This window comes from Agrobacterium sp. 5Ca50 (genome assembly GCF_055381905.1).
Genome location: NZ_AP026440.1, coordinates 439,280 through 453,355 on the forward strand (window position 1 = coordinate 439,280; position 14,076 = coordinate 453,355).

Genomic DNA, 14,076 nt, shown 5'->3' on the forward strand with positions numbered 1-14,076 from the left:
CAAAATGTGCTGTGAGTGGGGTCAAGCCGTCAGTCTACAACCGCCTCAAACATTTAGCAAAAAACTGTAATTTTCATTAACACTGCTCTCGAGGGTCAATGTCATCGACGAGATCGCTTGTCCAGACAAATCTGCTTGCCCCTGGGTGCAGGTGTTGGCGCCGCGCGTCAAGGTGAGGTCAGGACCGTTTTTGCCGTCATCGCCCCCTAATGTAACCGCGGTGCCATCAACCAACGTTCAGGATCGAGAAGGGTTTTGAGCACATCGTCCCACGCCAGTCTTTGCTGTTCTATGTTCGGTTACTTGAATGCATATGTCCTAGTCGTGCGCGACCTCTCCGACACGCGTGTCGATCCAGGCGCGGGTCTGATCAAGAACCTCGTTTGACAATTCGGGATCGTCGACCGCTCTGGCCAGAATGATTGCGCCCACCATTGCTGCCCAGCTTCCGATTGCCGCACGGCGCTTGTCGGTCGCACCTTGGTCCGGAAGCGCCTGCTGGATACGGGCGATTTGCGCGCGCAGACCTTCTGTCATCGCGGCTGTCGCTGCGGGCGTCTGGTGGCGGATTGCGGCGGCCAGCCCTGCCGTCGGGCATCCCCTGCCGGGATTGTCACGGTGGCGAGGCGCCAGATAGGAGCGAACAAAGTCGCTGAACGTCCCGTCTTCAAAACTATCTGCCGCAAGCGCATGTGCCAGCGTTTGTGCCACCAGATCGTCCTTTGAACTGAAGTGGCCATAGAAACCGCCATGGGTCAGGCCCGCCGCCTTCATGACTTCTGCGACGCTGACCGCATCGAACCCCTTGTCCTTAAACAACAGGCTTGCGACGTCCAGAATGCGGCGTCTGTTCTCCTCCATTTTTTCCCGGCTGACCTTCATTTCAAATTTCTCCGTAATTACAGTTGACTTTTACATGATGGCTATCATATTTAAATCCATTCATGACGATCGTCATGAATATAGGATCAACGACAGAAAAGAGCAATCCGATGAGCCAAATTCCTGCAGTCCTGATAACGGGCGCCTCAACTGGCATTGGCGCAACCTATGCCGAACGCTTCGCGCGTCGTGGCCATGATCTTGTGCTGGTGGCCCGAGACGTGGCCCGCTTGGAGGCGCTTGCCAGCCGTCTTCGCCAGCAAACCGGCGTGACGATCGATATCCTCCCGGCCGACCTCACGAATACGACGGACCTAGTTAAGGTCGAGACCCGGCTGCGGGACGATGCGCGCATCGGCATTCTCGTCAACAATGCCGGAACGGCAATCGGCGGAAGTTTCGTCGACCAGAGTATTGACGACATGACCAAGCTCGTTGCCCTCAACGCCACCGCGCTTGTCCGGCTTGCCGGCGCCATTGCGCCGCGTCTTGCCGCAGCGGGTGAGGGCGCCATTATCAATATCGGGTCGGTCGTTGGCCTCGCGCCGGAATTCGGCATGACTGTTTACGGCGCCACCAAGGCTTTTGTCCTGTTCCTGTCGCAGGGGCTTGCGCACGAAATTGGTCCCAAGGGCGTCTACATTCAGGCCGTGCTTCCCGCAACGACCCGCACCGAAATCTGGGATCATGTTGGCGCAGATGTAAACGCCATGAATAATGTCATGGAAGTGGGCGATCTGGTGGATGCGGCCCTCGTCGGCTTTGATCGTCGCGAACCAGTGACGATACCGCCGCTTCACGATGACGGGCAGTGGGACGCTTTTGACGGCGCACGCAAAGCCATGCTCGGCAACTACGGCAACGCTGCTCCAGCGCAGCGGTATCGGACGCCAGCCTGAGTATCCCCTCAGCAAGCCAACGCCACAGCAGAAGAAACACCACAGGTACACATCATGACCAACAACCCGCTTTTCAAACCCTACACCCTTGGCGCCATCACTCTAGCAAACCGTATCGTCATGGCGCCGCTCACCCGCAATCGCGCCGGTGAAGGCTTCGTGCCCGGCGAACTGACCGCCAAATATTATACCCAGCGCGCTTCGGCCGGTCTGATCATTTCTGAAGCCACCCAGATTTCTCAGCAAGGGCAAGGCTATCAGGACACGCCCGGGATCTATGACCAGGCTCAGATCGATGGCTGGCGAAAGGTGACTGCCGCCGTGCATGAGAAGGGCGGGCGCATCGTCCTGCAGCTTTGGCATGTCGGCCGCATCAGTCATGTCGATCTGCAGCCCAATAGCGGCAAGCCCGTTGCGCCCTCCGCAATTCGCGCGGCGACCAAGACGTTCGTCAATAATGCCTTTGTCGATGTTTCCGAACCCAGGGCCCTGGAGGTTGTGGAAATTGACGCGATCGTCAACGACTTCCGCAAGGCAGCAGCCAATGCCATTGAGGCCGGGTTCGACGGGGTCGAAGTTCATGGAGCCAACGGTTATTTGCTCGAGCAGTTTGCCAAGGACGGTGCCAACGTCCGGACAGACGCCTATGGTGGCTCTATAGAAAACCGCGCCCGCTTGATGATCGAAGTCACCGCTGCGGTGGCACAGGAAATCGGCGCAGAGCGCACGGGGATCCGTATTTCGCCGGTTTCACCCGCCAACGGCATTTCCTGCAGCGATCCGCAAGCACAATACGACTACATCGTCGATCAGCTCGATGCACTCGGCATTGCTTACATTCATGTCGTTGAAGGTGCGACGGGTGGGCCGCGCGACGTCGCACCCTTCGATTACGGATCGCTGCGCCGCCGCTTCACCAAGACCTACATCGCCAACAATGGATATGATCTCGATCTGGCGACGTCACAACTGAACGATGGCAAGGCGGATCTTATCGCCTTCGGCCGACCGTTCATTGCCAATCCGGATCTGGTAGAGCGGCTGCAAAGCGGTGCGCCGCTGGCGGAAATCAATCCGGCCACGCTCTATGGCGGCGGTGCTGCAGGCTATACCGATTATCCGCGCTTTGACGAGGCGTCCGGCAACTAAGCGATGGGAGCCGTACGCCAGTACGTCTCCCTGTAATGCCGATCATATCAATCTCTGACAATTCTCTCCGACAACACCATGGGCTGCGCGGCAGGCTGTCGCGTTCCAGATCGAGAAGAAAGCTATGACGACCTTGACACCAAAAGGACAGAAAACTGCATTCGTCACCGGTGCATCCAGCGGTATCGGCAAGGCTGCCGCCTTGTCGCTTGCTAGGGCAGGCTACCGGGTGGTCGGCACCAGCCGCAAGGCTTCGCCGCAGGAGATGCGCGAGGGCATACGCATGGTCGCTTGTGACGTAACTTCAGATGCCTCCGTTACCGCCGCTGTGGCACTCGCCCATGCCGAACTTGGCCGCATCGACCTGTTGGTCAACAATGCCGGCTATGCCATATCGGGGGCCGCAGAGGAGAGCTCGATTGAGCAGGTTCGTGCGTTGTTCGACACCAATTTTCTGGGCGTCGTGCGGGTGACGAACGCGGTCCTTCCGATCATGCGTCAGCAGGCCGGTGGCCGGATACTCAATATCGGTTCGGTCGTGGGACTTATTCCTGGTCCCTTCGGCGCCTATTACACCGCAAGCAAGCACGCGATCGAGGGTTATTCCGAATCCCTGGATCATGAGGTGCGGGGTTTCGGCATCCGGGTCGCGGTCATCGAGCCATGGGCTACCAAGACCTCCATCGAAGCCAACTCACCACAAGGCGATCGTCCTGTTGCGGTCTATCGCAACACATTTGCCAGATATCAGTCTGCATTCAATGCTGCCATGGCGGCTGGAGACACCGCAGATGATGTTGCGGAGACCATCCTTGCAGCAGCACAGGCCACGAAATTGCTGTTACGCTACCCCTCGGGCAAGGCTGCCCGACAGACCTCGTTTGCCCGGCGGTTCCTTCCGCGTGCGCTGTTTGATCGCATCCTGCGCAAACAGTTCAACATCGCATGAGACCATATTCTCAGGCCAATTGCCCACCCGGGCAAAGAGCAGGTCGAACATGACGAACGCATCGGCCCGACCCATTCAGAAGGCCGAATTGGTGATCTACGGTGATGCCGAACATGGTGGTATATTCCAATATCATTGGAAGTTTGTGCCGGAAGCCCTTGGCTTGCCAGGCTGTCTGATCGAACATCATTTCATACTGGAGAAAGCGCGTGAAAGCCTTTGTCGTTGACAGATACAAAAAGAACGGTCCCTTGCGTCTGGCGGATATGCCTGATCCCGAGATCGGTGCCAATGATGTGCTGGTGCACATAGACGCCACCGCGATCAATCTTCTGGATTCCAAGGTTCGTAACGGCGAATTCAAGTTGTTCCTACCCTATCGGCCGCCTTTCATTCTTGGTCACGATCTGGCCGGAACGGTCATTCGTGTTGGCGTTAATGTGCGAGAGTTCGAGGTAGGTGATGAGGTTTACGCCCGCCCGCGAGATCAGAGGGTTGGCGCCTTTGCAGAGATGATAGCGATTGATGCCGCAGATGTCGCGCCGAAACCTCAAAGCCTTTCCATGGAGCAAGCCGCATCGATCCCGCTGGTCGGGTTGACCGCTTGGCAAGCGCTGGTTGAGGTGGGAAAGGTCAAGCCCGGCCAGAAGGTGTTCATCCAGGCCGGTTCCGGTGGTGTCGGCACCTTTGCCATCCAACTTGCCAAACACCTCGGCGCAACCGTGGCGACCACCACCAGTGCCGCGAATGTCGAACTGGTCAAGAGCTTAGGCGCGGACGTGGTGATCGATTACAAGACGCAGGATTTCGAGCGGCTGTTGAGCGGTTATGACCTGGTGCTGAACAGCCAGGATGCCCAAACGCTGGAAAAGTCACTCAGTGTCCTCAAACCGGGTGGACAGCTGATTTCGATCTCCGGTCCGCCGGACGTTGCCTTCGCCAAATCGCTGCGGTTGAACATGTTTCTGCGCCTGGTGATGCATATGCTGAGCCGGAGCATTCTGAAAAAAGCAAAGAGCCGGGGCGTCAATTACTCCTTCCTGTTCATGCGCGCAGAAGGACAGCAATTGCGTGAAATCGCCAAGCTAATCGATGCCGGCATCATCCGTCCGGTGGTGGACAAGGTGTTCCCCTTTGAGCAGACCCCGGAAGCCTTGGCCTATGTCGAGACCGGCCGCGCCAAGGGAAAGGTCGTGGTTCGGGTTGCAGATTAGCTTCGCCGCAGCACTGGAAGATTCTTGTCGCTGTTATCACATTTGCTGCTGATTTCGGTCTCAGCATAGACAAGGTGGCGACTGTCGGCGCCCGCAGCCATGGGGCTGCCACGATGGCTCGCCTTGCCCCACGCATTTATCAAGTAGTTTCGTCTGCTGCTCAAACAGGACTGAGCTTCGCTGAAAGCCAATCTGTCCGGAGCCAAATGTGAGTCGACCGTGGTCGCCTTGCTTTTTTCCGCTGTGTTAGCATATAGGAAATTAATTACCTTGCTGATCAGTTTGGATGAAACAGCCTCCATGACGAACAAAAAAGAAGCGCGGCGAATTGATCAGGAGATACACTCCCTGACCGCCGGGGCTGATCCATTTGCTGCGGCGATGCGTGCGACCAGAATGCCGATGCTGATCACCGACCCTTCGCAATCAGACAATCCGATCGTTTTTGTAAACGACGCGTTTCTAAAACTGACGGGATACACCCGCGAGGAAACACTTGGACGAAACTGCCGCTTTCTACAGGGGCCAGGTACGAACCTCGAGGATGTCAACAGGGTTCGAAAGGCGGTATCCGACAGGCAGCCCATCGAAATAGATCTTCTCAATTATCGCAAGAACGGCACACCTTTCTGGAATCGCCTGCTGGTTTCCCCAGTCTTCAACGAGGGTGAACTTAGCTACTATTTTGCATCGCAACTCGATGTGACGCGGGAGAGAACGGCAGGGACGTCACCCCGCGACCTCGATGTCGATACTGTGATGCAGCAGAGAATTGCCGATCTGACCGCCGCAGAAGAACGATTGCTGTTTACATTGAAGGCGGGCAGACTTGGCACATGGACACTAAGCTTGCCCGAGGGACGGCTTGTCGCCAGCCAAATATGCAAAGCCAATTTCGGTATTCCTGAGGCCGATACCTTCACGTACGAGAACCTTCGTGCCGCAATCCACCCCGACGATGTTGATCGCTGGCAAGACACGGTTGCGGCTGCGATTGCCGGAGATGGCGAGCTCCACGTGGAGTATCGTGCCTACTGGCCAGACGGTTCCCTCCACTGGATCGAGATCCGAGCGCAGACGATGTATAACGGAAGTGGTCAGCCGACTGTGATGAGCGGCATCTCGATCGACATCACTGAGCGCAAAAAGGCAGAGGAATTCCGAACGCTGATAACTCAGGAGATGGCCCATCGGATCAAAAACATCCTCGCGACGGTTCAGTCTGTTGTAACCCAGTCATTGAGAACTGACGCACCTATTGATGAGATTAGCAGCAACGTTCACGAACGCATTAACGCTCTGGCTCGGTCTCAATCCATTCTGACCGGTGAAAACTTCGAGATCGTTGATTTAAAAAACGCTGTCGAGCGGGCGTTGACGCCATTCAATGATGACGTGAGGTTTGCAATCGATGGACCACAGGTGACACTTTCTTCCGCCGTGAGCGGTGCCCTTATGATGGCCTTGCATGAGCTCGCCACGAATGCTGTCAAGTACGGTGCGCTATCGACTGAGACGGGATGTGTTTCCATCAAGTGGACTGTCGAAGGTGAGCGCTTTCAATTTGTCTGGCACGAAACGAACGGCCCTCGCGTTGCAGCACCCAAACGCAGAGGCTTCGGCACCCGAATGATAGAACGCGCCCTATCGGCCACAGTGCAAGGAGAGGCGAAAATCGAATACCTTTCCGAAGGCCTTCTCTTTACGCTCGACTGTACAACAGGTGATTTGCGTTAAAGAACCACCGTGACGTGAGATATGACAGAATAAGGCTTTGTCAGCGCTGCATCGCACAAAGCCGCGACAAATTGGATTGTGCCCAGTTACGCGCAGCTGCCTGAACATCTTCCAGGCTCGACAGAATTGCACCAATTTCACCACTGACCTTGAGATCAGAACTTATGATACGACACGCCGCCATATCGAGCGTGGCTGCAACCGTGACTTCACTATCAACGGATGGCATTTGTAGGAAAGAGCCTTGTCCCGACTGGCAGGTGAGAATCGCCTTTGCTGTGACCGATACAACGTTATTGGGAAAAGAGCAGGTATCGAGCGAAACGATGTCGAACCTTGCTGTTTGATTTGGGCCGACGGGGATTTGTTCACAAAGCTGTAGAGTGGAAACTGACCGCGCTATTTGGCTCCAGTTGGGGGTGTTAAGGGCTGAGCGGCAGTCGGCATGCGCCGTCCCGGCGAGCGAGAACATGGTCGCCGAAAGCATACACACGGCTGTGTGTTGACGTGTTTGTTTTCTCATTGCCCGTCCTTCTCAAGCGGGGAGTTATAAGGACGGATTTATGATCCTGATTTGCGGTGGAACGACGGCAGTGCGGAAATAATCGCATGCGTTACAGTCACCTTTTGCCAAGTTGTTTCAAGGGGGATCAGCGAGAGTTTGATCATTCAGGCTGATGTCAGCATTGTTTTCTATGAGCTGGTTCCCGATGACATACCAAGGGAACACACAATGCGCATCCTAAAGAAAATTTTTATGACCTGTGCTGCGTTCTGCGTCGCAGCGCCCGTGTTCGCAGCGACTACGATTAAGGTTGTCGAAGGAGGCGAAGGTGGCGGTCCGATGACGTTGACGCTCGATCAGTCGACGATCAAGGCCGGCGATACGACGTTTCTGGTTCACAATGACGCCATGACAGAAGAGCACGAAATGGTGCTCGTCAAGCTGAAGTCAGCGGATCAGATGATCTCCATCAACAAATCCAAGAATAGGGTCGACGAGAAGGCCCTGCACAGCATGGGCGAAGTTGCCGAGTTAAAGCCTGGCGCTGACGGGCAGTTGAAAGTTAAGCTAGTTCCTGGGTCATATGTCCTGTTATGCAATATCAAGGGCCACTATGGAGCGGGCATGCATGCCATGCTGACGGTCACAAAGTAGACCCGCGCAATCCATAGGGCACGTTCGATTTTTGAGGCTGGAACATGCAACCTCTGTGATGCTCTAATGCAATGGTTTAATTGCTACACCGATTAGGCCATTGCATTCTTCGGCCTGCAAGCGTCCTGCTGTAGCTGACAGCTGCCCTTGTGATTTCAAATCAAATGCCCCTAGATGACATGAGCGCATGGACGTGGCGTATCCCGAAGAACAAGTGGCAAGTGCCAATATTCAAACATGGCCAGGATAACTCTTCCGGTTTTTAGCCACAAGTCGGATGCCGTTTTGCCTAACGTGCTACCGCATCCACGCCACTATCCGGATGCTAATATTCGTTCATCTGCTGACGTCTCATTTGCGCCAATTCTATTGGCAGATAACCGTCATGCGAAGCATGACTGACGGTAAACATGATGGGTGGCAAAGTTGGCGCAAAAGGCGCAAGAATAGCGCTCTGCCAGCAAACTATAGTGTGTGCGCAAACCGTACAGCTGCGGGTAACCAGGAGCTCCAAAATGAATTTGCGAGATATGACAAGGCAGGAATGCGAGACGATGCTAGCGGTTAACCAGATTGGTCATCTCGGCTGCATCTGTGACGAGCGTCCTTATGTTGTTCCAATACGGTATGCTTTCAGGGACGGTGCCTTTTACAGCTTTTCATTACCGGGCAAAAAGATCGACAGTCTTCGACTTAACCCGCACGCCTGCGTCCAGATTGAGCAATTGGTCACACCGGATGAATGGCAGAGCGTCCTTCTGGAGGGCCGTTATCAAGAACTGCCTGACGACGAAAAATGGCATGATGAACATATGTACGCCTGGTGTCTTTTACAGCAGAGGGCCAACTGGTGGGAACCGGGAATGTACAAGTCCAGGGATGCTGTAGGCCTCACTCCCGTTTTCTATAGCATCCAGATTGAAGTTATCTCTGGGCGCCATGCAACAAGGGATTGATCGCAAGCACTATCTAAATCCACTGTTGGTTAAGGATGCTCTGTCGGTATCTTTGACGAACGACTGTGTGCACTGCCGATCAACTCGAGTGACATACGCTGGCTCGTTAGCACGAGGATGCTATCTGATGCAGATCATACGTGAGGTCGCGAGCCTCTCGCCTGATAATTTGAGACCCACCAATCGTATTCACGTTCAAGCGAGAACGCCCTGAAGCTCGCGGCTTACCTGCAACAATGATGGAAGATAGGTCTCAATGACCTGTGCCATGGGCTCAGGGGAGGCTGCGAGCCCCGTATTGAGAGCTCCGATGACAATGCCGCGCGCATTTTTAAGTGGAACCGCGACAGATCGCAGCCCTTGCTCGACCTCCTGGTCGACCGCGGCATATCCTTGCTTTCTCACCAGTTCCAACTCTGCCATTATCGCGTCGACATCATTGAGTGTCCTCAAAGTTCTGGCCTGGAGCGGATGGCCCGACAGCATGTCGCGAACGTGATGTTCAGCCATTGCCGCCAGCATAACGCGCCCCAAAGATGTGCAGTAGGCCGGAAGTCGGGACCCGGGCATCAGAGCAATCGACATCACTCTTCTCTGCGCTGCACGGGCCACATAAACGATTTCCGCATCGTCCAGAATAGCAACAGACGTGCTCTGACCAATCTTTTCCGACAGTTGATCAAGCCAAGGCTGAACAATGCGTGGCAATGGCATGGATGCGAGGCATCCTGTTCCGAGCCGCAGCACACGCGGGGTCACAGTGAAGAATTTACCATCATATGCACAGTACCCATGTTCTGCGAGGGTCAACAGGCACCGCCGTGCGGTGGCTCGGTCCAGTCCCGTGATGTCCGCAGTTTGCGAAATGCTCAAGCGCGGTGTTTCGGCGGTAAATGCTTCGATAACGCGTAGACCCTTGGCTAATCCGCCCATCATGTCGTTTTGCTTGATAGCCACATCATTTCTCGTTTGTGCGATATGTAAACAAATGCAGTATATCGCACAATTCGGTTGAGGTCGACAATGGGCAGCGGTAGAAAATTAGACAAGGCTCCTTAACGGGGCCATCGAAGTTACATCCGTGGAGGTCGTAGGATGGACAAGACGAGCCCGAACCTTGCGCAAGCCGTCTCGGAGATTGGTGACGGCGCAACGGTGATGATCGGTGGTTTCGGAGGATCTGGTGCGCCGATTGAACTTATTCACGCACTGATCGACAAAGGGCCGAAAGGCCTGACAGTGATAAACAATAATGCCGGAAATGGCCGGATCGGCATCGCTGCCATGATCGATGCGGGCATGGTCCGCAAAATGATCTGTTCGTTTCCGAAATCGTCTGATCCGCGTGCATTTACTGACAGGTATCTTGCTGGTGAAATCGAACTTGAGCTTGTTCCGCAAGGCACGCTCGCGGAACGTATTCGTGCGGGCGGAGCAGGAATTCCTGCATTCTACACGCCGACCGCCTACGGCACGGAGCTTGCCGACGGAAAGCCGATCGGCGAGTTTGATGGCAGGCACTATGTTCAGGAGCGTTGGCTCAAGGCCGATTTCGCCATCATCAAGGCTCATCTCGGCGATCGCCATGGAAACCTGATCTACAACAAGGCCGCACGCAACTTCAATCCGTTGATGTGCATGGCCGCTGCCAGGACGATTGTTCAGGTCTCCGGTATCGTCGAACCCGGGGAAATTGATCCCGAACATGTCGTGACCCCCGGGATTTTTGTTGATCGTCTTGTCGAGGTCTCACAGCCACAACAGGAAGAGGAACTCATTCGGGCCGGAGTTGCATACGCATGACAAGTGCCATTCACGAAGAAAACAAGCTAAGCAACGCGCAGATTGCCTGGCGTGCAGCCCAGGACATCGCTGACGGTGCCTATGTCAACCTTGGTATCGGTTTTCCGGAGATGGTTGCGCGGTACCAACCACCCGGCCGGGAAGCGATATTCCACACGGAAAACGGCATCCTCGATTTTGGAGAGGCGCCGAAGGTCGGTGAGGAGGATTGGGATCTCATCAATGCCGGGAAAAAGGCTGTGACTTTGAAGCCCGGTGCCGCGTTCTTCCATCATGCAGACAGTTTTGCCATGGTGCGCGGTGGTCATCTCGATGTCGCTATTCTCGGTGCCTTACAGGTTGCGCAAAATGGAGACCTTGCGAATTGGCGGGTCGGTTCTAAGGGTGTGCCAGCGGTCGGCGGTGCGATGGATCTTGTCCACGGCGCCAAGCAGGTCTTTGTCATCACCGAACACGTGACCAAGAACGGCGAGCCGAAGCTGGTTGAGAAATGCACGTTCCCGTTGACCGGTGTTGCTTGCGTCACACGCATCTACACCAGCCACTCTGTCATCGACGTCGCTCAGGGGCGTTTTGTGCTGAGGGAGAAACTTGTCGGCATGAGCGTTGATGATCTGCAAGCCATGACCGGAGCAGCGCTGCATGTCGACGGGGCGGTCGCCGACCTCGTCGTTCCTGATTTGTGAGGGCAATACCTATGGCCGAAGCTTACATCTGCGACTACGTCAGAACCCCCATTGGCCGGTTTGGCGGGGCGCTTTCCTCGGTACGCGCTGACGATCTCGGAGCTTTGCCGCTCAAGGCGCTTGTCGAACGAAATACTGGCGTCGACTGGGAGGCGATTGGAGACATCATTTATGGCTGTGCCAATCAGGCAGGCGAAGACAACAGGAATGTTGCGCGTATGTCGCTACTTCTTGCTGGGCTACCGGTCTCCATTACTGGCACCACAGTCAACCGCCTGTGCGGTTCCGGTATGGATGCGGTGATGACCGCCGCCCGCGCTATTAAATCAGGCGAAGCAGACTTAATGATCGCTGGAGGCGTGGAAAGTATGAGCCGTGCGCCTTTTGTGATGCCCAAGGCGGACACGGCGTTTTCCCGTCATGCGGAAATCCATGACACGACGATTGGCTGGCGTTTCATCAATCCATTGATGAAAAAACTGTATGGCGTCGATTCCATGCCCGAAACGGGGGAAAATGTTGCGCAAGATTACCGGATTTCTCGCGAAGATCAGGATGCATTTGCGTTTTGCAGCCAGATGAAAGCCGCGGCTGCACAGGAAAATGGCCGACTTGCCCGAGAAATCATCCCGGTTTTTGTCCCGCAGCGAAAGGGTGATGCCATCACGGTTTCCCAAGATGAGCATCCCCGAGCAACAACGCTTGAAGCCCTTGCCAAACTCGGCACACCTTTCAGGAAGGAAGGTGGAACGGTGACGGCGGGGAATGCCTCCGGGGTCAACGACGGCGCTGCCGCTCTCATACTCGCTTCCGAGCAAGCCGCAAAAAAATATGGCCTGACGCCACGTGCCCGTGTTCTGGCCGGTGCGGCAGCCGGTGTTCCTCCGCGCGTCATGGGCATTGGCCCAGTACCGGCCTCTAAGAAGCTGATGACGATGCTCGGCCTCACACAGGACCGCTTCGATGTCATTGAACTCAACGAAGCTTTCGCATCACAAGGCCTGGCAACGTTAAGAGAGCTCGGCATCGCCGATGATGACCCGCGCGTCAATCCAAATGGCGGCGCGATAGCGCTTGGCCACCCGTTGGGTATGTCGGGCGCCCGCATTGCAGGAACAGCCGCGCTTCAACTTTCTCTGGGCAAGGGAAAGTATGCGCTGGCAACAATGTGCATCGGCGTGGGACAGGGTATTGCGATCGCTTTGGAACGGGTTTGAATTTCAACGAAGGACCGCTCGTAGAAAACGTTGGTGCATACGGCCCATCGCAGCTTCAATATTACGGGCTGGCGCCACAAGGGGTGGTCTGCCGCGTGCTTTACGGTAAAGCTGTTTTTGAGAATGACGGACTTGGGCACTGCTTCATCGCACAAGTCCGTCGCACTTCGTCACAAACTATCAGGCTGCCAGGATGACCTTCATAGCTTTCTCGCGTGCTGCGTTGCCAAAGACATCATAGGCATCGAGGATTTGATGGAGCGCAAATCGGTGCGTGATTAGCTTGCCAGGGTCCAGTTTGCCGCTCGCCAGAGTTTTGAGCAACATCGGCGTCGTGTTGGTGCAAACGAGACCCATCGAGATGTTGATGTTTTTTATCCACAGCTCTTCAATATGCAACTCGACCGGTTTTCCGTGAACGCCTACATTGGCAATCTTGCCACCGGCAGAGACGATCTTCTGGCAAATGTCAAAGGTCGCCGGTACGCCGACGGCTTCAATGGCCACATCGACACCTAGGCCATCGGTAAGGGCGAGAATGCGCGAAACCGCATCTTCCTCTCCGACCTGAACACTGTCTGTCGCCCCGAACTGAAGCGAGAGTGCCAGTCGCGCCGGGTCTGTATCGACCATGATGATCTTCCCGGGCGAGTAAAACTGCGCCGTAAGGAGGGCTGACATACCGACCGGTCCAGCACCGACAATCGCAATAGTATCGCCTGGCTTGACGCCGCCTGCCTGCACACCGATCTCAAGGCCTGTCGGCATGATATCGGACAGCATCACCAACGCTTCTTCATCTGCTCCTTCGGGAATTGGATAAAGCGAGTTGTCGCCATGAGGGATACAAACATACTCTGCCTGCGTGCCATCGATCTTGTGACCGAGAATCCAGCCTCCGTCGGAGCAATGGGCGTAGAGTTGTCGTTTGCAGTTCGGGCAGGCGCCACATGAGGTGACGCAAGAAATGAGGACGGCATCACCCTTTTTAAAGTTGCGTATAGCTGCCCCGACCTCTTCGACAATGCCGACACCTTCGTGGCCAAGTGTGGTGCCCGGTGAGACTGTCGGAACATCACCCTTTAGAATATGCAGATCGGTTCCGCATATGGTGGTTTTGGTGACACGCACAATGACATCGGTGGGTTTGCGAATTTCTGGTTTCGGCTTTTCAACCCAGTCCTTCTTGCCAGGTCCGTTATAAACAAGCGCTTTCATCGAATCCTCCCCTTGGGGCATGCCCTTGAGCATGATTTTGCAGAGATCACACAAACCCGTCTCCTGTCCGGATGGTGAAGAGCCGACTGGCCCTGGTATCATCCTAGACGAAAAGAGCATTGTCATGCCGGCACTGCGTGCTCCAATCCGGAGGTCTGTGATCCAAATGAGAAAGATTGTTCCGGGTTGTTTGGTATTGTGCCGAAA

15 protein-coding genes are annotated in these 14,076 nt (G+C 55.3%); 11 read left to right on the forward strand and 4 right to left on the reverse strand.

All coding sequences use genetic code 11. The annotated features are described in order from the left end of the window. Window positions 1-318 precede the first annotated feature (318 nt). Window positions 319-882: a TetR/AcrR family transcriptional regulator gene (locus ACZ5FM_RS24240; RefSeq protein WP_312950581.1), complete on the reverse strand. Its 564-nt coding sequence runs from the start codon at window positions 880-882 to the stop codon at window positions 319-321. A 110-nt stretch (window positions 883-992) separates the two neighbouring features. On the opposite strand from ACZ5FM_RS24240, the gene ACZ5FM_RS24245 reads away from it, so the two are divergent. The 6 genes from ACZ5FM_RS24245 to ACZ5FM_RS24270 all read left to right on the forward strand — a co-directional run bounded on the left by ACZ5FM_RS24245 (window position 993) and on the right by ACZ5FM_RS24270 (window position 6,830). Further along, window positions 993-1,781, forward strand: a complete 789-nt coding sequence (locus ACZ5FM_RS24245) for an SDR family NAD(P)-dependent oxidoreductase (RefSeq protein WP_464041504.1) — start codon at window positions 993-995, stop codon at window positions 1,779-1,781. A gap of 54 nt (window positions 1,782-1,835) precedes the next feature. Then, window positions 1,836-2,930 carry an alkene reductase gene (locus ACZ5FM_RS24250; protein ID WP_464041505.1) on the forward strand — a complete coding sequence of 365 codons (1,095 nt, stop codon included), beginning with the start codon at window positions 1,836-1,838 and terminating at the stop codon, window positions 2,928-2,930. Window positions 2,931-3,054: 124 nt separating this feature from the next. Next, a complete protein-coding gene (locus ACZ5FM_RS24255) occupies window positions 3,055-3,879 on the forward strand; it encodes an oxidoreductase (protein ID WP_312950589.1) in 825 nt (274 codons plus the stop codon). Window positions 3,880-3,928: 49 nt separating this feature from the next. Beyond that, window positions 3,929-4,108 (forward strand): hypothetical protein, encoded by a 180-nt coding sequence (locus ACZ5FM_RS24260; RefSeq protein WP_464041506.1) that lies wholly within the window; start codon window positions 3,929-3,931, stop codon window positions 4,106-4,108. Then, complete coding sequence (locus ACZ5FM_RS24265; protein WP_464041507.1) at window positions 4,089-5,093, forward strand: NADP-dependent oxidoreductase; 1,005 nt, start codon at window positions 4,089-4,091, stop codon at window positions 5,091-5,093. Before ACZ5FM_RS24260 ends, ACZ5FM_RS24265 begins: the two co-directional genes overlap by 20 nt. A 270-nt stretch (window positions 5,094-5,363) precedes the next feature. After that, window positions 5,364-6,830: a PAS domain-containing protein gene (locus ACZ5FM_RS24270; protein ID WP_312950595.1), complete on the forward strand. Its 1,467-nt coding sequence runs from the start codon at window positions 5,364-5,366 to the stop codon at window positions 6,828-6,830. Window positions 6,831-6,870: 40 nt separating this feature from the next. On the opposite strand, the gene ACZ5FM_RS24275 is transcribed toward ACZ5FM_RS24270, so the two are convergent. Further along, window positions 6,871-7,353, reverse strand: coding sequence for a hypothetical protein (locus ACZ5FM_RS24275; RefSeq protein WP_464041508.1), 483 nt, complete (start codon window positions 7,351-7,353; stop codon window positions 6,871-6,873). Between the two features lie 210 nt (window positions 7,354-7,563). On the opposite strand from ACZ5FM_RS24275, the gene ACZ5FM_RS24280 reads away from it, so the two are divergent. Continuing rightward, window positions 7,564-7,989 carry a plastocyanin/azurin family copper-binding protein gene (locus ACZ5FM_RS24280; RefSeq protein WP_259149747.1) on the forward strand — a complete coding sequence of 142 codons (426 nt, stop codon included), beginning with the start codon at window positions 7,564-7,566 and terminating at the stop codon, window positions 7,987-7,989. Window positions 7,990-8,504: 515 nt separating this feature from the next. Further along, complete coding sequence (locus ACZ5FM_RS24285) at window positions 8,505-8,945, forward strand: pyridoxamine 5'-phosphate oxidase family protein (RefSeq protein WP_464041509.1); 441 nt, start codon at window positions 8,505-8,507, stop codon at window positions 8,943-8,945. Between the two features lie 195 nt (window positions 8,946-9,140). Here the strand turns inward: ACZ5FM_RS24285 and ACZ5FM_RS24290 are convergent, their stop codons facing one another. Next, window positions 9,141-9,902, reverse strand: coding sequence for an IclR family transcriptional regulator domain-containing protein (locus ACZ5FM_RS24290; RefSeq protein WP_464041510.1), 762 nt, complete (start codon window positions 9,900-9,902; stop codon window positions 9,141-9,143). Window positions 9,903-10,040: 138 nt separating this feature from the next. On the opposite strand from ACZ5FM_RS24290, the gene ACZ5FM_RS24295 reads away from it, so the two are divergent. Genes ACZ5FM_RS24295 through pcaF form a run of 3 tightly spaced genes read left to right on the forward strand, consistent with a single transcriptional unit; the run spans window position 10,041 to window position 12,651 of the window. After that, a complete protein-coding gene (locus ACZ5FM_RS24295) occupies window positions 10,041-10,748 on the forward strand; it encodes a 3-oxoacid CoA-transferase subunit A (RefSeq protein WP_192490123.1) in 708 nt (235 codons plus the stop codon). Further along, window positions 10,745-11,434 (forward strand): CoA transferase subunit B, encoded by a 690-nt coding sequence (locus tag ACZ5FM_RS24300; RefSeq protein WP_464041511.1) that lies wholly within the window; start codon window positions 10,745-10,747, stop codon window positions 11,432-11,434. The genes ACZ5FM_RS24295 and ACZ5FM_RS24300 overlap by 4 nt, the downstream gene beginning before the upstream one ends. A gap of 11 nt (window positions 11,435-11,445) precedes the next feature. After that, complete coding sequence (pcaF, locus tag ACZ5FM_RS24305) at window positions 11,446-12,651, forward strand: 3-oxoadipyl-CoA thiolase (RefSeq protein WP_464041512.1); 1,206 nt, start codon at window positions 11,446-11,448, stop codon at window positions 12,649-12,651. A 180-nt stretch (window positions 12,652-12,831) separates the two neighbouring features. Here the strand turns inward: pcaF and ACZ5FM_RS24310 are convergent, their stop codons facing one another. Next, a complete protein-coding gene (locus ACZ5FM_RS24310; RefSeq protein WP_275643052.1) occupies window positions 12,832-13,869 on the reverse strand; it encodes a zinc-dependent alcohol dehydrogenase family protein in 1,038 nt (345 codons plus the stop codon). Window positions 13,870-14,076 lie beyond the last annotated feature (207 nt).